Source organism: Micromonospora sp. NBC_01796 (assembly GCF_035917455.1).
GTDB lineage: Bacteria > Actinomycetota > Actinomycetes > Mycobacteriales > Micromonosporaceae > Micromonospora_G.
In genome coordinates this window covers 2,844,835-2,863,888 of the sequence record NZ_CP109078.1, presented here as the reverse complement: position 1 = coordinate 2,863,888, position 19,054 = coordinate 2,844,835, and the positions used below count along the sequence as shown (strand labels likewise).

The 19,054-nt window shown below is 70.5% G+C and carries 18 protein-coding genes; 3 read left to right on the top strand and 15 right to left on the bottom strand.

Translation table 11 applies throughout. The features are described from left to right. Positions 1–172 precede the first annotated feature (172 nt). From OIE47_RS13195 to OIE47_RS13170, 6 genes are all read right to left on the bottom strand, one after another. The gene (locus OIE47_RS13195; protein ID WP_326561781.1) at positions 173–1,846 is read right to left on the bottom strand and encodes a solute symporter family protein; all 1,674 of its coding nucleotides are present in this window, start codon (positions 1,844–1,846) and stop codon (positions 173–175) included. Beyond that, positions 1,846–2,193 carry a DUF485 domain-containing protein gene (locus OIE47_RS13190; RefSeq protein WP_326561780.1) on the bottom strand — a complete coding sequence of 116 codons (348 nt, stop codon included), beginning with the start codon at positions 2,191–2,193 and terminating at the stop codon, positions 1,846–1,848. The genes OIE47_RS13195 and OIE47_RS13190 overlap by 1 nt, the downstream gene beginning before the upstream one ends. Positions 2,194–2,387: 194 nt before the next feature. After that, complete coding sequence (locus OIE47_RS13185) at positions 2,388–2,933, bottom strand: flavin reductase family protein (protein ID WP_442792087.1); 546 nt, start codon at positions 2,931–2,933, stop codon at positions 2,388–2,390. A 43-nt stretch (positions 2,934–2,976) separates the two neighbouring features. After that, positions 2,977–4,656 (bottom strand): ABC transporter permease, encoded by a 1,680-nt coding sequence (locus OIE47_RS13180; RefSeq protein ID WP_326561778.1) that lies wholly within the window; start codon positions 4,654–4,656, stop codon positions 2,977–2,979. Then, the gene (locus OIE47_RS13175) at positions 4,647–5,405 is read right to left on the bottom strand and encodes an ABC transporter ATP-binding protein (RefSeq protein WP_326563084.1); all 759 of its coding nucleotides are present in this window, start codon (positions 5,403–5,405) and stop codon (positions 4,647–4,649) included. Before OIE47_RS13175 ends, OIE47_RS13180 begins: the two co-directional genes overlap by 10 nt. Positions 5,406–5,519: 114 nt before the next feature. Continuing rightward, positions 5,520–6,509 carry a hypothetical protein gene (locus OIE47_RS13170; RefSeq protein WP_326561777.1) on the bottom strand — a complete coding sequence of 330 codons (990 nt, stop codon included), beginning with the start codon at positions 6,507–6,509 and terminating at the stop codon, positions 5,520–5,522. Between the two features lie 128 nt (positions 6,510–6,637). Between OIE47_RS13170 and OIE47_RS13165 the strand changes: the two genes are divergently transcribed. Then, positions 6,638–7,159, top strand: a complete 522-nt coding sequence (locus OIE47_RS13165) for a DUF5956 family protein (protein ID WP_326561776.1) — start codon at positions 6,638–6,640, stop codon at positions 7,157–7,159. A 184-nt stretch (positions 7,160–7,343) separates the two neighbouring features. Here OIE47_RS13165 and OIE47_RS13160 read toward each other — a convergent pair whose 3' ends face one another. Then, entirely contained in the window at positions 7,344–7,685 is a 342-nt protein-coding gene (locus OIE47_RS13160; RefSeq protein WP_326561775.1) for a hypothetical protein, read from the bottom strand. Between the two features lie 130 nt (positions 7,686–7,815). On the opposite strand from OIE47_RS13160, the gene OIE47_RS13155 reads away from it, so the two are divergent. Further along, complete coding sequence (locus OIE47_RS13155) at positions 7,816–8,748, top strand: helix-turn-helix domain-containing protein (protein WP_326561774.1); 933 nt, start codon at positions 7,816–7,818, stop codon at positions 8,746–8,748. After that, entirely contained in the window at positions 8,745–8,942 is a 198-nt protein-coding gene (locus OIE47_RS13150; protein ID WP_326561773.1) for a DUF397 domain-containing protein, read from the top strand. The genes OIE47_RS13155 and OIE47_RS13150 overlap by 4 nt, the downstream gene beginning before the upstream one ends. A 160-nt stretch (positions 8,943–9,102) precedes the next feature. Here the strand turns inward: OIE47_RS13150 and OIE47_RS13145 are convergent, their stop codons facing one another. The 8 genes from OIE47_RS13145 to OIE47_RS13110 all read right to left on the bottom strand — a co-directional run bounded on the left by OIE47_RS13145 (position 9,103) and on the right by OIE47_RS13110 (position 18,924). Further along, complete coding sequence (locus OIE47_RS13145) at positions 9,103–10,743, bottom strand: sodium/solute symporter (protein WP_326561772.1); 1,641 nt, start codon at positions 10,741–10,743, stop codon at positions 9,103–9,105. 1 nt (position 10,744) lies between these two features. Next, entirely contained in the window at positions 10,745–11,158 is a 414-nt protein-coding gene (locus OIE47_RS13140) for a hypothetical protein (protein WP_326561771.1), read from the bottom strand. 59 nt (positions 11,159–11,217) lie between these two features. Then, positions 11,218–13,062: a DUF4153 domain-containing protein gene (locus tag OIE47_RS13135; RefSeq protein ID WP_326561770.1), complete on the bottom strand. Its 1,845-nt coding sequence runs from the start codon at positions 13,060–13,062 to the stop codon at positions 11,218–11,220. Positions 13,063–13,461: 399 nt separating this feature from the next. Further along, on the bottom strand, positions 13,462–14,553 hold the full coding sequence (locus OIE47_RS13130; protein WP_326561769.1) for a sensor histidine kinase: 1,092 nt from the start codon (positions 14,551–14,553) through the stop codon (positions 13,462–13,464). Then, positions 14,550–15,227 carry a response regulator transcription factor gene (locus tag OIE47_RS13125; RefSeq protein ID WP_326561768.1) on the bottom strand — a complete coding sequence of 226 codons (678 nt, stop codon included), beginning with the start codon at positions 15,225–15,227 and terminating at the stop codon, positions 14,550–14,552. Before OIE47_RS13125 ends, OIE47_RS13130 begins: the two co-directional genes overlap by 4 nt. An 88-nt stretch (positions 15,228–15,315) precedes the next feature. After that, positions 15,316–16,071 carry a LytR/AlgR family response regulator transcription factor gene (locus OIE47_RS13120; protein WP_326561767.1) on the bottom strand — a complete coding sequence of 252 codons (756 nt, stop codon included), beginning with the start codon at positions 16,069–16,071 and terminating at the stop codon, positions 15,316–15,318. Positions 16,072–16,093: 22 nt separating this feature from the next. Continuing rightward, positions 16,094–17,311, bottom strand: a complete 1,218-nt coding sequence (locus tag OIE47_RS13115) for a sensor histidine kinase (protein ID WP_326561766.1) — start codon at positions 17,309–17,311, stop codon at positions 16,094–16,096. 50 nt (positions 17,312–17,361) lie between these two features. Then, positions 17,362–18,924: a sugar transferase gene (locus OIE47_RS13110; protein ID WP_326561765.1), complete on the bottom strand. Its 1,563-nt coding sequence runs from the start codon at positions 18,922–18,924 to the stop codon at positions 17,362–17,364. Positions 18,925–19,054: the final 130 nt, after the last annotated feature.

Sequence of the window (19,054 nt, the reverse complement as noted above, 5' to 3'; positions counted from 1 at the left end):
CCGCCAGCCTACCCAGGACGGCGATCTCCTGCGGGTGATGGGTGGGGCGCTGATGGCGACTCGATACCGCTCGTACCGTTGTGTTATTGATTGGTCGCTCAGGGTTGTTTGTAAACGGTTCGGTGCCGGGCAACCCGAGGGTCACCCGGCACCGAACCTGGTGCCGTACGGGTCAGTGCGCCCCGTGTCCGGTCAGTGCGCGGACCTCGAGCTCGGCGTACTTCTCCTCGTCGGTCTCCTTGGAGACGATCGTCCCGATCCAACCGGCCAGGAAGCCGAGCGGGATCGAGATGATGCCCGGGTTGGACAGCGGGAACCACTGCCAGTCGTGGTCCGGGAACATCGAGGTCGCCGCGCCGGAGACCACCGGCGAGAAGAACACCAGCACCACGGCGCTGATCAGACCGCCGTAGATCGCCCAGACCGCACCGGACGTGTTGAACCTCTTCCAGAACAGGCTGTAGAGGATGGCCGGCAGGTTTCCGGACGCCGCGACCGCGAACGCCAGCGCCACCAGGAAGGCGACGTTGAGGTTCTGCGCGAAGATGGACAGTGCGATGGAGATCGCGCCGATCACGAACGCCGAGATCCGGGCGACCCGTACCTCCTGCCGCTCCGACGCCTCGCCCCGCTTGATCACGTTGGCGTAGAAGTCGTGCGCCAGGCTCGACGACGACGCCAGCGTGAGGCCGGCGACCACGGCGAGGATGGTGGCGAAGGCGACCGCGGCGATGATCGCGAGCAGGGTGGCCCCGCCGAGGTCACTGCCGAAGAGGTCGGCCCCGAGTGCCTGGGCGAGCTGCGGCGCGGCGGTGTTGCCGGCCTTGTCCTGCGCGGTGATCGCCTCCCCGCCCACCAGGGCCGCCGCGCCGAAGCCGAGGGCCAGGGTGAACAGGTAGAAGGTGCCGATGATGCCGATCGCCCAGAGCACGCTCTTGCGGGCCGCCTTCGCGGTCGGCACGGTGTAGAACCGGATCAGGATGTGCGGCAGGCCGGCGGTGCCGAGCACCAGGGCGATGCCGAGCGAGAGCAGGTCGACCTTGTTGTAGAAGGTCTGGGTGGCGTTGCCGGCCACCTCCACGCCGTACCGGAGTCCCGGTTCGAGGAACGCGTCCCCCTTGCCGGAGGTCGCCGCCGCGTCGCCGAGCAGCGCGGAGAGGTTGAACTTGTAGTGCGCCAGCACCAGCAGGGTCATCACCAGCGCACCGCTCATCAGCAGGAACGCCTTGACGATCTGCACGTACGTGGTGCCCTTCATGCCACCCACGGTCACGTAGATGATCATCAGGGCGCCGACCATGATGATGGTCGCGATCTTCGCGGCGTCGGCGTCCATGCCCAGGAACGTCGTCCCCGGCCGGATCCCCAGCAGCAGCGCGACCAGTGCACCCGCGCCGACCATCTGGGCCAGCAGGTAGAAGATCGACACGGTGATGGTGGAGACCGCTGCGGCGGTACGGACCGGCCGTTGCCGCATCCGGAACGCCAGCACGTCCGCCATCGTGTAGCGGCCGGAGTTACGCAGCAGCTCGGCCACCAGCAGCAGCGCGACCAGCCACGCGACCAGGAAACCGATCGAGTAGAGGAAGCCGTCGTAGCCGTACAGGGCGATGATGCCGGCGATGCCCAGGAACGAGGCCGCCGACATGTAGTCGCCGCCGATGGCCATGCCGTTCTGGAAACCGGTGAACGAACGGCCACCGGCGTAGAAGTCGGTGGCGGTCTTGGTCTGCCGGCTGGCCCAGATGGTGATGGCGAGGGTGGCCGCGACGAAGACCAGGAACAGCGTGATGGTGAGCGTACGGGCGGTGTTGTCCCCGGCCGCAGCGGCGAACACGGTGGGCATCAGGAATCGGCCCCCTTGTCGAGGTCTTCCCGGATCTTGTCCGCTACCGGGTCGAGCTTGCGATCGGCGTAGCGCGAGTAGAGCCACGCGATCAGGAACGTGGAGACGAACTGGAGCAGCCCGAAGACGAGCGCCACGTTGATGTTGCTGCCGAACAACTTGGTGCTCATGAAGCCGCGTGCGTACGCGGAGAGGATCACGTAGAGCGCGTACCAGAGGAAGAACGCCACCGTCATCGGGAAGACGAAGCCGCGCAGCGCCTTGCGGAGCCCGCTGAATTCGTCCGACTGTTGTACGGCGATGTACCGATCCGGCGCGTTCGCCGGTGCGGGAGCATCCGTGGACATGGGAGTCACCACCTTCGCAGGTGTGGGGGATTTGCGCGCACCGTAAGGACCCGGCCGACCTGCCGGAAAGCGGTGCGAGGGCCCCTGCGGGCGGCTGCGCCGAACGGGCTACTGGCTGCGCCGAGTGACCCCGGTCACGTCGCTCAACGGCGGGCCCGTCGCCGTGCAGTCGGCCGTCCGCGCCGCCCGTGCCGTCAGTCGGCCAGGCCCCGGTAGCGACCCCGGTGGTACACCATCGGCACGCTCTCGCCGACCACCTCGACCACCTCGATGGTGGCCTCCACCAGCAGGGACCAGCCGAACTCGCGGAAGCCGTCCAGGCGGCACCCCATGAAGGCCCCGGCGTCCGCCGGCACCGGGCCGTACCCGGTGGAAGTCCAGTCACCGGTGGCGAAGAGTCCACCCGGCGCGGGGAAGAGGCCGGCGAACCGGTCGGCGAGCTGCCGGTGCGCCGGGCCGAGGGTGGCGACCGCGAACCGCCCGGTCGCCGACGCCGAGGTCCAGAACTCCGACTCCTCGTCTACCAGGCCGAGCAGCCGGCCCGGCTCGCCGTCGGCCACCAGGGTCGAGGAGACGGTCAGACCGGCCGGCGGGACCGGGTCACCACCGGCCGTCCAGAGGGTCACCGCCGTGGCCAGCCGGCCACGCATCCGGCGTACGGGCGACCGGTCGGTCTCGGGCGTGGCGAACGGGTCGGTGTCGTGGATCCGGGCACCCGGTTCTGGATTCACGTGAAACACCCCGCAGTGGTCCCCTGTCCGCTCACCGGCACATTGTCCCCGGTCACCGGCGCGGGGTGATCGCGACCAGCAGTTCCGGCATCCGCCGGTCGAGCACGTCACCGGCGAGGTGGATGCCGAGGGCGAGCGCGCCGAGGCCGTACCCCAGCCCGACCGGCAGCGCCAGCCAGAGCCACACCCCGCCGAGCAGGGCGGTGGCCAGCACCATCGGCAGGGCGAGGACCGACCCGATCAACATCGCCAGCAGCACCTGGGCGCTCTTCGCCACCCCGGCGCCGCTGTTCATCGCGAACGGGTTCGTGCTGTCCGGCACGGCGTACGGGCTCAGGATCGAGACGTACAGGGTGACCGCCAGGCCGCTCCCGTACGCCGCGAAGAGCGACCCGGCCAGGACACCGACCCACTCCGGTTCACGCAGGAAGAACGCCAGGATGGTGGCGATCACCAGCAGCATCGGACCGACGTAGAGCGAGAACGCGACCACCCGCGCCCGCAGTTCCAGCCGCCCCGGCACCCCCGCGATCACGTTCGCCGCGTACGCGCTGCCGTCCCAGCCGAACTGGTTCGCCGGGGTGACCGCCGCGACCACGCCGACGAAGACCATCGACAGGCTGACCAGGACCGGGGACGCGTTCAACTCGGTCGGCCCGGAGAGCAGACCGTGGCTGCCCACGTTCACCGACACCGGCACGAAGATGCCGACCACGGCGAAGGTGATCAGGCTGGCCCGTCGCCGGGTGTCCCGCCACCAGTACCGGGCCTCCCGGGCCACGAGTGCGCCGTACCGGTCGTGTGGAAGCCAGCCGAGAATCCTCGGGAAGAGCTGCGCGCTCGATCCGCCGCCGGCCGCCGGCTGGCCCTGCGCCGCCCGGTCGCCGTTGGCCGTACCGAGCATCGCCGCCTCCAGCGAGGCCGACCACCAGCGCAGCAGCGCGCCGACGGTCGCGGCGATGATCAGCAACTTCACCGGTACGGCCCAGGCCCGCCCGTCGGCGACGTCCAAACCGATCGTGTACGGCGCCGCCAGCGGGGTCCAGCTCAACACCCGGGCGAAACCCGCCAGCCGATCCCAGTCCGCCCCCTCGACCGCGCTGAGCAACCCGATCTGCAACGGCCCGAGCAGGGCGGCGCAGACCGCGAGCAGGATCGCGGCCAGGTCGCGTACCTTGCGTGACCGGAGCATGTTGGCGAACGCGCTGGTCACCGCGCGGCTGGCGGTGACGCAGAGCAGCAATCCGGCGAGGACGCCCAGCCCGGCGACGAGCCCCGCGCCCCACCCGCCGAGCGCCCACCCGGTCAGCACCACACCACCGGTGGCGAGCAGGGCCGCCACCGCCGGCACCCCGGTCAGCGCGGCGGCGAGCAGACCGGTGAGCAGGGTGCGCCGGGAGAGCGGGAGCAGGGCGAACCGGGCCGGATCGAGGGTCTCGTCCACCCCGAAGAAGATCAGCGGCAGCAGCAGCCAGCCGATCACCAGCAGGGAGCCGCCGAAGGCGGCGGTGATGCCGGCCATCTGCCGGTTCTCCACCAGGCCGGGCAGGGCGAGGAGCAGGAAACCGGACGCGGCGAACCAGCCGCCGATCAGGACACCGCTGAGGAAGATCGCGATCCGCCAGCCCTGCCCCCGGAAGCTGTTGGCCATCATCCGCAGCTTCAACCGGACGAAGTGCCGGGCCGAGACGGGACGTACGCCGGTCACCGCACCCTCGGCACTCAGAGCCACGCCAGTTCCTCCCCGGTGGCCGTACGCCCGCCGACGACCTCGACGAAAACGTCCTCCAGGGAGCGGTCGCCGCGTACCTGGGCCAGGGTGCCGACCCGTTTGATGGTGCCGTCGGCGAGGATCGCGACGTGGCTGCAGAGCCGCTCCACCACCTCCATCACGTGGCTGGAGAAGACGACCGTCCCGCCACCGGCGACGTACCGCTGGAGGATGTCGCGGATCAGGGCGGCGGAGACCGGGTCGACCGCCTCGAACGGCTCGTCCAGGACCAGCAGGCGCGGACCGTGCAGCAGAGCGCAGGCCAGGCCGATCTTCTTCTTCATGCCGGCCGAGTAGTCGACCACCAGGGTCCGCCCGGCGTCCGCCAGCGCGAGTACGTCCAACAGCTCACCGGCCCGCTGGTCGACCACCGCGGGCTCCATCCCCCGAAGCAACCCGTGGTACGCCAGCAGCTCCGCCCCGCTGAGCCGGTCGAACAGCCGTACGCCGTCGGGCAGCACCCCGAGGAGCTGCTTGGCGCGTACCGGATCGGCCCAGACGTCGTGGCCGAGCACCCAGGCCGCGCCCGTGTCGGGCCGGAGCAGCCCGACCGCCATGGAGAGGGTGGTGGTCTTGCCGGCACCGTTCGGGCCGAGCAGCCCGTAGAACGACCCGGCCGGCACTTCGAGATCAACCCTGGCCACGGCGACCTTGGCATCGAACCGCTTGCCCAGCCCGCGCAGCGCGAGAGCGGCGTGCTCAGCCCCGATCATTCCTTGACGGTAGTCGCTCGGAGCGCCGAATCGTGCCCGTGCCGTGCCGATCTGTCACCATGCTCGATCGGTCCGGGCTGACTCTCGGTACGGGCTGGCGTTCGGTCGGGGCTAACGCCCGGTACGGGCGCGCAGGTACGAGCTGCCCCGGTAGCTACGCGCAAGCCAGGTCCACAAGCCCGACGGGGGAAGATAGGCCCACGGGATTTCGGTCAGGTGTGCACCGATCGCCCGGAACTGGTCTGCCGCCGCCGACCGCTCCCCGGCCAGCACCAGCGCCATCGCGAACTCGTTGTGCACCCGCGCCCAGCCCGGCCGCCGTACGTAGTCCGGGTGCCGGACGCTGCGGTCGAGCACCTCGCGCAGCTCGGCACGTACCTCCGGTTTGCGGAAGTGGTGGGTGTTGAGGCGGAAATCGACCCGTCGGTTTCCGCCGGTACGCATCCACGATTCGAGGTGCGCCATGGCGACCAGGCTGCCCAACGGGCTACCGGCCGGCGCCCGGCTCGCCGACTCCCGGGCGAACGCGAACATCTCCGCGTCCGAGCCGCCCCACTTGGTGCAGAGCTGTTGCAGCATTTGCTGGTGGGCGCGCAGATGCCCCGGGTGGCGGGAGACGACCTCGGTGAACCGGCGACGGGTCTCGTCCACCCCGAACTGGAGGCCACGGCTGGTGATCAGCAGGGCGTACCAGGCGGTGACGTTGTCCGGGTCCTTGAGGACAACGTCGGCGAGGGTCTCTTCGGCGATGTTGAGGCGTTCGAAGAACAGTTTCCAGCGGTCGCGGGTCACGTGCTCGGCGCCGTACCCCGTCCTGGCCTTCCACGCCAGGATCGTCATCCGGTACCCGTAGAGCACCAACGCGGTGGCGTCGTACGGCTCGTCGCGGATAACGGCGACCAGCCACTTCTCCACACCCGGCACGCAGGACACGACGTAGGTGTAGAACGACCTGTCGTCGAGATCGGTGACGGTGTCGAACAGGTCCCGTACCGTCGGCCAGTCGCCCCGCGCGGCGGCGGCGGTCAGGCGGCGGGCGACAGGGTCTCCCTGGGTGGGATCGACGTGGACGCCGAGCGCCCGTCGTAGCAACGCCGACATGCAGACTCCCGAGCACGGTGGGGCAGAGGTGCAGCGCGACGTTACTGCAGCGTCCGCGGCTCCCGACGCGACCCCTGCCCTGCTGTACGAGCCTGATCCGTCCGGTTCGGCGGTTTAGAGTCCCGTCCATGGCGACCATCGACTGGGGCCCGGACCAGCCGCCCGATCCGACGGCCGGCGAGCACGTGGGCAAGGTCGCGGCCGAGGCGTCGCAACTGCCGGAGGTACGGCAGCTGATGGGTCAAGGGTGGGAGTTGGCCCCGAACGCCCCGCACCTCGGATTCCTCCCTGCGGTGTGGCCCCGCCGGCTGCGCACCTGGGTCCCCGACCGATCCACCCACTACGAGCAGCGGTACGTCACCAACCCGGCCACCGGGGAGACGCGTACGTTCACCGCCGTTTCCTCGGAGGAGGAGTTGGCGGTGGTCGAGCGGGACCTCGATTCGTTACTGGCACAGTCTGGAGTCGCCGGCCGTCCGAGAGGACGGATCTGGCTGCTCAAACCGCCGCCCGGTTTCGACTCGGTCGACGCGTTCCTGCAACACGTGGAACAGCGGATCGAGAACGCGGCGACTCCGGCAAGCTTCAACGTCGCCTTCGTACGGACGACGGCTGAGGCGCTGGAAGAGGCACCGGCAACCCCCGAGTAGTGCAACACCTCCGGCCCTCCCGACGCCCTCCCCAACTCGTCGACGATCTTGCACTTGTGGTGCCACGAATTGGGGCATTAGTGCGCTTTGGTCACAGCCACAACTGCAAGATCGCGCGCTGGCAGGTGTGGGGGAGGCTGATTGTCGGCTGTTGAACCCTGTTAGGCGTCGCCCTCGACAGGGTTCAGCAGCCGAGGATCGGTGGAGGGGTGTCGCCGGCGGGGACGAGGATTGCGGTGCCGGACCAGTCGATCTGCGATTCGGCTAGCTGCCGGTCCGGCTCGCCAGCCTCGTCCAGGGTGCCGAGAGCGGCGTAGTAGCGACCGAAGCCGTATGCCCCGGCGGTGAGTGTGGCCAGCGCCCAGGGGTGCAGCCGGTCCTGGAGGGCCTCCGGCTCACGCGGATTCGCGTTGACCTGGACCGTGCCGAGCAGGTCGTAACGCTCGTCGAGGGTGCCGGCTTCGACCACGCGGCACAGCGTGAACGCGTACCGCACCTCGGGGGTCTGGAACACCCACCTGCCCATCTCCGGCATTGTTGTTCTCCGCTCAATCCGTTGGAAGCCTGGTTAGTCCAGCATCTGGCACCACATCCTTGATATCAAGACCTTGTCCTTAACTAGTTTTATGTGCTTGGATTTACTCAGGTGCGATCACGTGCACCAGATCGAGGTAGTGATGATGATGTCCGCCAAGTCCAGGGCGACGAGTTCGCGCCGCGAGCAGCCGACATCGGAGGCGTCGCCTACGGTCCAGGCGTGGGAGCTGGGCCTCCGGCTGCGGCAACGACGCGAGGAGATCGGGCTGACCGCAGCCGCCGTTGGCCGTGCTGCCGGGATCATTCAGGCGTACGTGTCCGGTGTGGAAGCTGGCAAGGTCAAGCTTCCGGCCGACCGGCTGACCCAACTCGTGAAGATCTACGAGTTGGACGCCGACGAGGCGGCGGAGTTGGAGGAGTTGAGGATTGGTGCCACCCGGCGCGGCTGGTGGCAGCAATACTCGCAGCTTCTCCCGGCTGAGTTCATCCGTTTCCTTGGTTGTGAGGCCGGCGCGGAGCACGTACGCAGCTATCACAGCGAGGTAGTCGACGGGTTGTTGCAGACCGAGGACTATGCCCGAGCGGTTATCCGCGGTGGCACCACCACCATTCGGTTGACGGAGGTGGATCGGCGGGTTGCTGCCCGGATGGCTCGGCAGGCGCGGCTGACAGGCGACCGCCCTCTGAGGCTGACTACGGTGCTCAGCGAGGGTGTGCTGCGGCAACAGGTTGGCGGACCGGCGGTGATGCGCGCCCAGCTTGAGCACCTTGTATCGCTGGCCAATGATCGGCCCGAACAGATCCAGATCCGGGTGATGCCTTTCAGCGCGGGTGCGCACCCGGCGTTCGGCGGTCCGTTCCAGGTGCTGTCGTTCGCCTCGCCACGACTGCCCGACCTGGTGTGGCAGGAAATCCTGACCTTCATCGACATCATGGACCAGTCCGCTCGGGTCACCGACTACGTGGTGACCTTCGCGGAGACGCTGGAACGGACGTTAAGCTCGGAAGAGTCGCTGACCCTCATCCAGCGGATCGCCGAGGAGATGACATGAGCACCGAAGCCGTCCCCGTCCGGGACTGGTTCAAGTCCTCGCGCAGTGCCAACAATGCCAACTGCGTCGAGGTGCGGTTCGCGGGTGCGGCTGTGGGCGTACGTGATTCGAAGGACCTGGGCGGTCCGGCGCTCGCCTTCGGTCCCGCGGCATGGTCCAGCTTCGTGGCGGCAGTGAAGACCGATCTCGGCTGACCCCTTCGAAGCGGGAGCGACCGCACGACACCTCCCGACCCTCGCCTTTCGCCGTCGATCTTGCACTTGTGGTGCCACGGATTGCACGTATTGGACCGATTTGTACACCGCCACAACTGCAAGATCGCGCGGACAGGGGTGGGGCGGGGGCGGGGAGGAGTTAGAGGCGGAGGGCTTCTGGGGCGTGTAGGCGGAGCATCGTCGCGCCGACGTCGAGCGGGGTCCGGCGGCGGGTGGCCATGGAGACGGCGACCATGACCGTGAACGCCAGGGGTACGGTCCACGCGGCGGGCTGGGCGATCAGGGTTGCCGGCCAGCCGGTCAAGTCAGGGCCGACCACGGTGACCAGGACTGCCAGGATCGAGGCGCCGCCACCGGCGAGGATGCCGGCCGCGGCGCCCAGGTCGGTCAGTCCCCGCCACCAGATGCCGAGCACCAGCAGTGGGCAGAAACTCGACGCGGCGACCGCGAACGCCAGCCCCACCACCTGGGACACGTCCAGCCCCGACACGTTCAGCGCGAGCACCAGCGGGACCACCCCGGCGAGCAGGGTGGCCAGGCGGAAGTCGCGTACGGAGCCTCGGCCGAGGACGTCGGTGGAGATGACGCCGGCCACGCTGGTGAGCAGGCCGGACGAGGTGGACAGGAACGCGGCGAAGGCTCCCGCGGCGACCAGGGCGGCGAGCAGTTGCCCGGTCAGGCCGCCACCGAGGGCCGCACCGGGCAGCATCACCACCACCGCGTCGGTCTGCCCGGACAGCAGCAACTGTGGGGTGTAGATCCGGCCGAGGACGCCGTACAGGGTGGGGAGCAGGTAGAACATGCCGACCAGGGCGAGGACCACCAGCGTGGTCCGGCGGGCGGCGGCTCCGTCGGGGTTCGTGTAGAAACGCACGAGTACGTGCGGGAGCCCCATCGTGCCCAGGAACGTCGCCAGGATCAGCGAGTACGTGGCGAACAGGTCCCGGTCGTCGCTACCGGCGGCGCTCGGCAGCAGCCAGTCCGGTCCGTCGGTGACCACGCCCGACACCTCCGGCACCGGGTCACCGGCGTCGAAGGTCAGCTCGTCGCCGGGGCGTACCGCTCGGGTTCCGCCGTCGGGCAGGGTGAGGGTCGCCGGCTCCTCGACCACGACGGTGATCGCGGACCGGAAGGTCGGCCCGTCCGGTGGGGTCACCGCCGGTCGCCCGTCGGACTGCCACTGCAACGCCAGGAAGATCACCGGTACGGCGAGCGCGGTCAGCTTCAGCCAGTACTGGAAGGCCTGCACGAAGGTGACCGCACGCATCCCGCCGAGCGCCACGTTTGTCGTCACCACCGCGCCCACCAGCAGCGCACCCAGCTCGTACGGGCCACCGGCGACCGTGGTCAGGGTCAGCCCGGCGCCCTGCAACTGCGGCACCAGGTACAGCCAGCCGATGAAGATGACAAAGAGGGTGGCGAGTTTGCGCAGCCAGCGGGAGCCGAGCCGGACCTCGCAGAAGTCCGGCAGGGTGAACGCACCGGACCGGCGCAGCGGGGCCGCCACGAACAGCAGCAGGGCCAGGTAGCCGGCGGCGAAGCCGACCGGGTACCAGAGGACGTCGACGCCGTACTTCAGGATCAGGCCGGCGATGCCGAGGAAGGACGCCGCCGACAGGTACTCGCCGCCGATCGCCGCCGCGTTCCAGTTCGGACTGACCGTACGCGACGCGACCAGGAAGTCCGAGGTCGTCCGGGCCAGTTTGAGCCCGTAGAACCCGATCGCGACGGTGATCAGGGTGACCGCGACGATCGACGGCACCAGGTACGGGTTCGCCACCTCAGCGCTCCGGTCGCTGGACCAGGTTGGTGAACTCCTGCTCGTTGCGTTCCGCCAGGTGCACGTACGCCCAGCCCACCGCGACCAGGAACGGGAACGCGCCGACACCGAGCAGCAGCCAGGGCAAATTCACCCCGAACAGCTTCACCGCACCGGCCGCCGGAGCGAGCGCGAACATCAACGGCAGGCCGCCGAGCCCGATCGCGACCACCAGGGACAGCCGGAGGGCGAGCGCCAGTTGGGCGCGCACGAGTCCGCGTACGAGTGCCTCGCCGACCCGGGTCTGCTCGGTCAGCTCGGTCCGGGTACGCGCCGGCCCGTGACCGTGCCGGGACACCTCGGCCAGCACGATCCGGGACCGAGGCGTGACGGTCGGCGCCGCCGGATCGGGGGACGGATCGATGGGAGCGGCCACCCCGGCAGTCTCACCCGCCGTAGCCGATTGTCAAGTGCCCGCCCCCCACCGCCCACTGCTCAGGAGGTCGGTCGGCTTGCTCCTGAGCAGGTGCCGTACTGCTGGCCGGGGCCGACGACCGGGTCCGCGCGCAGGAGTTTCCACGCGGTGGACCGGCCGAGGTTGGCCCCCCGCCAGTCGTCGGGATGGTCCGTCAGGTTCTGCGCGATCTCCCTGAGCGCGCAGTCGCGCAGCGGGCCGGGGAGCTTGTCGAGTGCCGGGACGGCGTCGGCGGAGAGCCGGGACAGGTAGTCGAGGTCCACCCGTCCGCTGGTGGCGTGCCGGTCGACGTTGCGTTCGGCGATCAGCCGGTCCGGGTTCGCCACGGCAAGGCCGAGCAGCGCCAGCACCGCCGTACCGACCACCACCCGGGGCAGCCAGGTTGCGCGCAGGCGCACCCCGGCGGCCAGGATGAGTACGAAGATCGCCCCGAGCCACAGCTCGCACGCGGCCACCAGCAGGCGGAGCCGGGTCGCGCCGTACGCGTGGGTGTAGACGTTCATCCGGTACAGCGCGGAGGCGACCACAACCAGGCTGAACAGGGCGAGTACGCCAAGCAGGCCCCGGATCAACCAACGCTGCGCCGGGGTGTCCCGAGGCGCCCAACGGATCGCCCCGGCGATCACCATCAGGGTCAGCAACGTGACCGCCAGCAGTTGCCAGAAGCCGCCCCGGGCATGATCGGCGTAGGTCAGTCCGGCGGTGTCCTGCACGTGCGCGGAACCGCCGAACAGGTTGGTGAGCTGCACGAGCACAAACGCCGCGAAGAGTACGTCGAGCAGGGCGACCGGTACCGCCCACTCCGTACCCCGCAGGCGGTGTCGGGAGGGCCGCTCCAACCCGGTCAGGTCCGGCGGCGCGGCCAGCACGTACGCCGCTCCCAGCAGCCCGCCCCCGACCGCCAGCCCCACGAAGATCCACCGGAACACGGTTCCGGCCGAGAACTCCGGGAGCAGCCCGTCGATCAGATCGGCGAACGCCGCGTCCGCCGAGGCGAACAGGGCGCCGAAGACGACCAGCAGGCCGACCGAGACCCCTGCGGTGGCGAACCCCCGGCTGAGGCTGGAGCGGCCCGTCCGGTCCGCCTGGCGCAGCCCGCGTCGCGCCCACGGCACCGACCGGAAGAACGCCTCGGGTGCGATCACGACGGAGAAGAACAGGCCGGACAGGGTGCGGCCGTTCGCCACCGCCAGGCACGCGGTCAGTCCGGCGGTGAGCAGACAGAGTACGAACAGCCACCCGGCCGCCCGTACGGTGCCGACCCCGACCAGGGCCACCGTCGCCGCCAGCCAGACGAGCCGGGTCACGCCCAGCGGCGCCCTGCCCACCCGCCCCGCCCCGGCCGAAGCGGTACGGTCCGGCATCCCCGTGTTGCCGGACCGTACCGGGTCTGGGCCACCGACGCCGACCCCGCCAGCGGGTACGCCAGCCGGGCCAGCGGGTACGCCGGCCGGGCCGGGCTCGGCCGGCTTCCCGACCGCACTGCCCGCAGGAACCGGGCTCGGCCGCACCGCGTTCTGGCTCGCGCGGTCAGGGCTGGGTGCGCTCTGGCCCGCCCGGACCGGGTTAGCCGCGTTTGCCGCGAGCCCGCTCGCCTCGGTCGCGCTCGCCTCGGCCGGGCTCGGGTGGGTCGCGCTCGCCTTGGCCGGGCTGGGCAGACTCGTGGTCGCCCGGCTGAATGCGGCGATTCCCAGCGACACCGTGCCCGCCACCACGGCGACGAGCCAGCCGACCCCGGCCCGGTCCAGCGGGATGCTGACGGCGGCGATGACCGCCGCCACGGCCGTCGCGGCAAGCACCGCCTGCGGTGCGCCTCCCGCCGGTCCCGGCCAACGCCGCTGCCACATCGAGGGCGGTGGGGGCACGAGCGGTGGCTGCGCCGGAACCGGCCAGTGGGGACCCGTGGGCGGCCACGCGGTCGCCGGCGGACGTTGCGCTGCCACGTGCGGCACCCGCGCGGGTGCCGCAGGCCGCTGCCCGGCTGGTGCCGGCTGCTGAGGCGAAACCTGATCCGCGGCCTGTGCCGGAGCGGGACCCTGACCCGCGGCCTGTGCCGGAGCCGGACCCGTCGCCCGGGTCGGAGCCGCTGCTGGTGCGGCGATGGGTTCCCGAGGCTGGTGCGGATTGGATGACGGTTCCGGTTCGGGTACCGGACCGGGAACTGGACGTGCGGACATGGTTCCTCCGAAGGCGCACGGATCCGACCGGCCGGTCCGCCCGCCCGCTCGTACGCGGGGCCGGGCAGCCGGTGGTGCGGAAAGGGTTCAGGAGCCGGTGGAGACCGATGGTTGGGTGAGCCCGAGTGGCAGGCTCACCCGGATCCGGCAACCGGTGTTCCGGCGGTTGCCGGCAGTCGGCGCAGGTTCCGCCACCGCGATGGTGCCGCCGTGCATCTCGACCACCCAGCGGGCGATGGCCAGGCCGAGTCCGGTGCCGCCGTCAACGGCCCGCTCGCCCCGGGTGAACCGTTCGAAGACCCGAGAGCGTTCCCCCACCGGGATCCCCTCGCCCTCGTCGGTCACCTCGACGTCGAGCCGGTCGGCCCGCTGCACCGCGCTGACGAGTACGTTTCCGCCGGCTGGACTGTGCCGGGCCGCGTTGTCGAGCAGGTTCGCGAAGACCTGGTGCAGCCGCCACGGGTCGGCCTTGATGCTCAGCGGTACGGCTGGTTGGCGTACCCGGAATTCAACCGTCCGTCCGGCGCCGGTGGCGCTCACCGCGGCCTGCCGGACCGCCTCGTCGAGGAAGTCCGCGACGTCGATGTTGACCCGGCGCAGCGGCACCACCCCGGCGTCCAGCCGGGACAGGTCCAGCAGGTCGGCGACCAGGTGGCCGAGGCGTTCGGTCTGGGCCAGGGCGGTACGCAGGGTCGCGGGCTCCGGCTCCGCCACCCCGTCCACGATGTTCTCCAGCACCGCCTGCAACGCGGTGATCGGCGTACGCAGCTCGTGCGACACGTTGGCGATCAGCTCGCGCCGCCGCCGGTCGGCCTCGGCCAGCTCCGCCGACATCTGGTTGAACGCGACCGCCAGCTCGCCCACCTCGTCCCGCGAGGTGGCCCGGACCCGCCGGGAGTAGTCGCCCCGAGCCATCGCCCGTGCTCCGGCGGTCATCTCCCGCAGCGGCGAGGTCATCCCGTGGGCGAGGACCTGCGAGGTGGCCAGGGCGATGATGATGGCGGTCACCGAGGTCCACGGCGGGATCCAGCCGATGCCGATCCGAAAGACGACCAGGGCGGCGGCGCCCGAGGACACCAGCAGTATCCCGAGTTTCACCTTGATCGAACGGACCGGATCCAGCGGGCGGGGCAGCAGGTCGAGCCCCCGGTTGATCCACGCCCAGATCGTCTCCGTCACGGGAGTACCTCCAGTGCGTAGCCGACACCGTGCACGGTCCGGATCAGATCCGCGCCGAGCTTACGGCGCAGCGCCTTGATGTGGCTGTCCACGGTCCGGGTGCCGGACGCGTCGGCCCACCCCCAGACGTCGGAGAGCAGCCGCTCCCGTGGCAGTACGGTCCGAGGCCGCCCGGCGAGGTGGACCAGGAGGTCGAACTCGGTCGGGGTCAGGTGGGCCTCCACCCCGGCGCGGCGTACCCGCCGTTCGGCCTGGTTGATCTCCAGGTCGCCGAGCCGGAGGATCTGCTGGGCGTTGCTCGCCGCCCGGTCCACCCGGCGCAGCAGTGCGTGCACCCGAGCCGCCAGTTCCCGCAGCGAGAACGGCTTGGTCAGGTAGTCGTCCGCCCCGACCGCGAGGCCGACCAGCAGGTCGGTCTCGTCGTCGCGGGCGGTCAGCATCAGCACCGGCACCGGGCGGTCGGCCTGGATCCGGCGGCACACCTCCAGCCCGTCGAAGCCCGGCAACATCACGTCGAGCACCACCAGATCCGGTGGGCGCATCCGGACCGACTCAACCGCGGACGGACCGTCACCGGCGATCTCGACGGCAAAACCCTCGGCCCTCAACCGCGCGGCAACCGCCTCCGCGATCGTCTGCTCGTCCTCGACGACCAGGACCCGACGTTCGTTCATGTCCTGGACTGTAGGCATGCGGGATGGAGAGGGATGGGGCAGGTTGTGAATAACCTGTGGAGAACGAGCTTCGCCTGTGGATAACCGGTCAGCGGTTCCAGTCCTGTTTCGCCGCCCGGACGAGTTTGTCCTTCAGCTCGCGGGTGTGCCGGCGGCTGACCGGCAGCTCGGTGCCGTCGACCACCACCACGTACCCGGAGTTGGCCAGCCGGAGTTCGGCGATGAGCCGGAGTTGGACCAGGTACGAGCGGTGGATCCGGACGAAACCGGCGTCGGCCCAGCGTTCCGCCAGGGTGGCCAGCGGGACCCGGACCAGGTGCGACGCGTCCGCCGTGTAGAGCCGGGCGTAGTCGCCCTGCGCCTCCACCCAACGCACCGCCGACCGGGGCAGCATCCGGGTCGTACCGGCCAACTCCACCGGGATGGTCGGATCCTCCTCGGCTCGGGCCATCGCCGCCGGATGGGCGGGCACCACCCGGGCGCCGATCACCCGACGCAGCGACTCGGCCAGCCGCTCGGCGCGTACGGGCTTGCGGACGTAGTCGGTCACGCCCAGGTCGAAGGCGTCCACCGCGCCGTCGTCGTACGCGGTGACGAAGACGATCGCCGGAGGTCGGGCGAACCGCCGCAGCACCCGGGCCAGTTCCATCCCGTCCAGTCCCGGCATCCGGATGTCGAGGAAGACCACGTCGACGTCCGCGTCCCGGAGCACCCGCAACGCCTCGGTCGCGTCGCACGCGGTGTGCAGCCGGGCCACCCGGGGGTCGGCCCGCAGGTGGTACGCGAGTTCGTCCAGCGCGGGCGGCTCGTCGTCGACCGCCAGCACCCGCAGGAAACCGTTCACACCCCCACCCCTTCCCACCCGTTCACGTACGCGCCCGGACCTGTCGGTGGAACTTCGGCACCCGCATGCTCACCTTCGTACCCGATCCGAGCCCGGTCTCCACCACCAGGCCGAACCCGTCCCCGAACGCCGACCGGAGTCGTTCGTCCACGTTGGAGAGTCCGACGTGCTGGCCCGAGTCGTCGGCGCTGTCCCGGGCCGCCTCGGCGATCCCCTGGGCCAGCACCGCCGGATCCATCCCCACCCCGTCGTCCTCCACCGTGATGTGGCACTCCGCTCCGGCGTCGCGCGCCTCGATGCTGACCATCCCCAGCCCCGGCTTGCGGGACAGGCCGTGCCGTACGGCGTTCTCGACCAGCGGTTGCAGGCAGAGGAACGGCACGCTCACCGGCAGGACCTCGGGCGCGATCTCCAGCCGGACCTGGAGCCGGTCACCGAACCGTGCGCGCTCGATCGTGAGGTAACGGTCGATCGAGCGCAACTCCTCGGCCAGCGTGGTGAACTCGCCGTGCGCCCGGAACGAGTACCGGGTGAACTCGGCGAACTCCAGGATCAGCTCCCGGGCCCGCTCCGGATCCGTACGCACGAACGAGCCGATCGCGGTCAGCGCGTTGTAGATGAAGTGCGGGCTGATCTGTGCCCGCAGCGCCCGTACCTCCGCGCGGGCCAGCCGCTCCCGCGACGAGTCCAGCTCGGCGAGCGCTAGCTGCGCACTCGCCCAGTGGGCCGTCTCCAGCGTCGCCTGGACCAGACCCGGCGCCGGTTGGTCGTCCGCGATCGCCACCAGCACCCCGAGGGCCCGGCCGTCCGACCCGGTCAGCGGCGCCACCACCGCACCCCGGATCGGGCAGTCGACCCGGTCGCAGCGCAGCTCCGACTCGCCGAGCACCGTCGACCGGTTCGCCCCGATCGCCCGCTCGGCGGCGGTGACGTACTGGGCGCCGTGGTGGCCGCCCCGACCGTCGATCGCGAGCACCTCACTGTCGTCGACCAGCGCCAACCCGGCCGCCCCGACGAGGGCACGCAGGTGCCGTACGGCCTTCGCCGCGCTCGCCGGGTTCAGGCCCGCGCGCAACGGCTCGGCCGCGAGTCCGGCCGTGTGCAACACGTCGTACGTCGCCAACTGGGTCGCGGTCGCGATGCCCCGCCGGGCGCGCAGCCGGAGCACCGCGAACAGGGCGGCGCCGAGCGCACTCACCAGCGCGACGACCGCAAGCACAGCAGAGAGGTTCGGCCCCACGGACAGATCCTGTCCGACCCGCCCCAAAAGCGAAACCCGCCCTGGTCCGGCTAGTACGCGCCCTTGCGGGCCAGGACCACGCCGATGGTCCGCCAGAGGATGCTCAGGTCGTAGGCGAGGGACCAGTTGTCGACGTAGTAGAGGTCGAGGCGGACGGCTTCGTCCCAGGAGAGGTCGGATCGGCCGGAGACCTGCCAGAGGCCGGTCATGCCGGGGCGGACGAGCAGTCTGCGGCGTACGTCGCCGAGGAAGTCGCCGTCGTCGGCCGGGAGCGGACGCGGGCCGACCAGGGACATTTCGCCCTTGAGTACGTTGATGAGCTGCGGCAGCTCGTCCAGGGAACTGGCCCGCAGGAACCGGCCGACGGGGAAGACCCGCGGGTCCTCCTTGATCTTGAAGAGCATGCCGTCGGTCTCGTTCTGGTCGACCAGCCCGGCGAGGCGGTCCTCCGCGTCGACGTACATGGTCCGGAACTTCCAGACCCGGAAGGTGCGGCCCTCGTGCCCGACCCTCGGCTGGCGGAAGAAGACCGGGCCGGGGTCGGAGATCCGGATGGCGAGCGCGATCGCGATGAACAGCGGGGAGAGCAGGAGCAGCCCCAGCCCGGCGGCGACCCGGTCGAGCAGGTTCTTCGCGAGCAGCGCCGGACCGGAGAGGGTGGGCTCCTCGACGTGCAGCAGCGGCAGGCCCTCGATCGGCCGGATGTGCACCCGGGGACCGGCGATGTCGGTCAACTGCGGGGCGACCACCAGGTCGATGCCGGACCCCTCCAGTTGCCAGGCGAGCCGGCGCAGTTCGCCCGGTTCCCAACTGGCCGAGCCGCAGACCGCGATCGTGTCGCCGGCGACCTCACGTACCAGCGCCAGCACGTCGCGCCCGGCGTAGACCGGCACCGGGGTCTCCATTCCCCGGGCGGCGGCGTAACCGTCGGTGAGGTGGATCGCGACCGGGATCAGCCCGGCGGCCGGGCTGCGGGTGACCGCGGTGTAGACCTCGAGCGCCTCCGGCAGGGTGCCGACCAGCACCATCCGGTGCGCGGCGTGTCCGCTGCGTCGCCGCATCGTGTGCAGTACAAAACGCGCCAGCAATCGGAAGATCAGGATGAACAGCAGTGCGCCGAGTACCGCCGTGGCGACGGAGAGTCGGGACAGCGCCGTCACGGTGGCGAACGCGAGGAATGAAACGCTCGCCGCGACCACGATGCCGGCCCGTACGACGCGTTTGAACTCCTCGGTGCCGATGCCGAGATAGCGCCGGTCATAGGCGCGGTTGCCCCAGAGCACCAGCAACCAACCGAGCGGCAGTAACAGGTACGTCACCGTGTGGAACCAGGTGGCGTCGACGTCCGCGCCGTTGAAACCGGAGGTGGCCTTCTCGAACCGCTGGATCGACACCCAGCTCGCCAACGCGGCCGCGCCGAAGTCCAGCACGAGCAGGATCAGGATGTACGGACGGTGCCACCGCGAGACCCGCCGGCTGACCTTGGCCCAGGCGGAACGGGGTACGCCGTTCGGTGGCGGAGTCGCCGGCAGCTGGATCTCGAAGCTGTCGACGTGTCGTACCGGGCCATTCCGGCCAGTGCCAGTTACCGGGCGCTGGAGGCTTGTCGTCACCTCACCTACGTCCTCCCGTGTGACACGTGCCGCCCATTCGCCGAAAGGGCTCGGGTCGCCCACCGTCTCAGTCTCCCACGCAGGCCCCGGTAGGGGCGTCGACCGGAGGGACTTTACGCTCCACCGACGG

Coding starts and splice junctions, on each gene's coding strand:
- OIE47_RS13160 (WP_326561775.1), bottom strand. CDS start 7,685: ATGGGCAGGTGGGTGTTCCAGACCCCCGAGGTGCGGTACGCGTTCACG.
- OIE47_RS13190 (WP_326561780.1), bottom strand. CDS start 2,193: ATGTCCACGGATGCTCCCGCACCGGCGAACGCGCCGGATCGGTACATC.
- OIE47_RS13165 (WP_326561776.1), top strand. CDS start 6,638: ATGGCGACCATCGACTGGGGCCCGGACCAGCCGCCCGATCCGACGGCC.
- OIE47_RS13125 (WP_326561768.1), bottom strand. CDS start 15,227: ATGAACGAACGTCGGGTCCTGGTCGTCGAGGACGAGCAGACGATCGCG.
- OIE47_RS13195 (WP_326561781.1), bottom strand. CDS start 1,846: ATGCCCACCGTGTTCGCCGCTGCGGCCGGGGACAACACCGCCCGTACG.
- OIE47_RS13170 (WP_326561777.1), bottom strand. CDS start 6,509: ATGTCGGCGTTGCTACGACGGGCGCTCGGCGTCCACGTCGATCCCACC.
- OIE47_RS13150 (WP_326561773.1), top strand. CDS start 8,745: ATGAGCACCGAAGCCGTCCCCGTCCGGGACTGGTTCAAGTCCTCGCGC.